Raw genomic sequence first — 944 nt, forward strand, 5'->3', positions numbered from 1 at the left:
ATCTCCCAACGATGACAATATAATTCAACAATTTCATTACCTGGATAACGCAATCTATCCGTCATCGAGGTTAATATACGGTAGCTTTTACCCTTTATTGTTTTACTGATTAATCTCGCTTTAATTGTTTCAGGAACATCGGGAAAGTTTTTTTGTGCATGCTTTGTTGTTTTCAATTCAATGACATGGTCATTTTTACCCGCGCTGGAGATGATTTCATACTGTAAGTCGGGCCTTGCTGGTATCAGCCAGTGCCTCATCTCCCCAGTTTGGTGCCAACGGTTTAACAGGCCTAAAGAATAATATCCTTTATCAAACATAGTCAGTGAATTATCTGGTGTACGTTCAATTAAACGCTCAGCTAATTTCATCTCGTTGGTTTTAAAGTTATCAAACTCGCTACTGAGAAGTTGATGGCTGGTCAATTCCATATGACAGACCATGCGTATTTGAGGAAAGGCTGTATCACCGTATTGGTTGCTACCTGAAGAGAAGGCTTTACGATTATCAGGCGTGTCGGCTGTTCGCCACACAACACCGTCAACAGCTAATAGGTTCAAACCATTCCATGTTTCGAATGACTGTTGCTTATACATTGATTGAGCAGATTTATTGAAAACGTGTTTAACGGGATCATCACCTAACCTTTGTCTCGCCTGTACCATCGCACTTGGAGCAACGAGTGGGTTCTTGCCTGGTAACATGATATCTAGCTTATTAGCGATATTCCAAACCGATTCTTTTCGAAACAATGCCATGCCAATAACTGACCACAAAACGGCCTCAAGCGGTAATCTTCGCTTACGAACGGTTGCAATCCCTGCTTGTTGAAAACCTTGTTCAATGATTTCAGGGTCAAGAATTTCTGATAATTTTTCAAAGGTATGGTATCGGCTGCTTTCTTCAAGTGTTGCTTGCAGTGCTTGTTCTATATTCACAAAAAA

1 protein-coding gene is annotated in these 944 nt (G+C 40.6%); it reads right to left on the reverse strand.

Going from position 1 to position 944, the window contains the following annotated elements:
* Positions 1-944 (reverse strand): IS4 family transposase (locus tag H5122_RS19975; RefSeq protein WP_259402005.1); only part of this gene is annotated, 944 nt, incomplete at both ends.

Source organism: Pseudoalteromonas sp. SG43-8 (assembly GCF_014164245.1).
GTDB lineage: Bacteria > Pseudomonadota > Gammaproteobacteria > Enterobacterales > Alteromonadaceae > Pseudoalteromonas > Pseudoalteromonas distincta.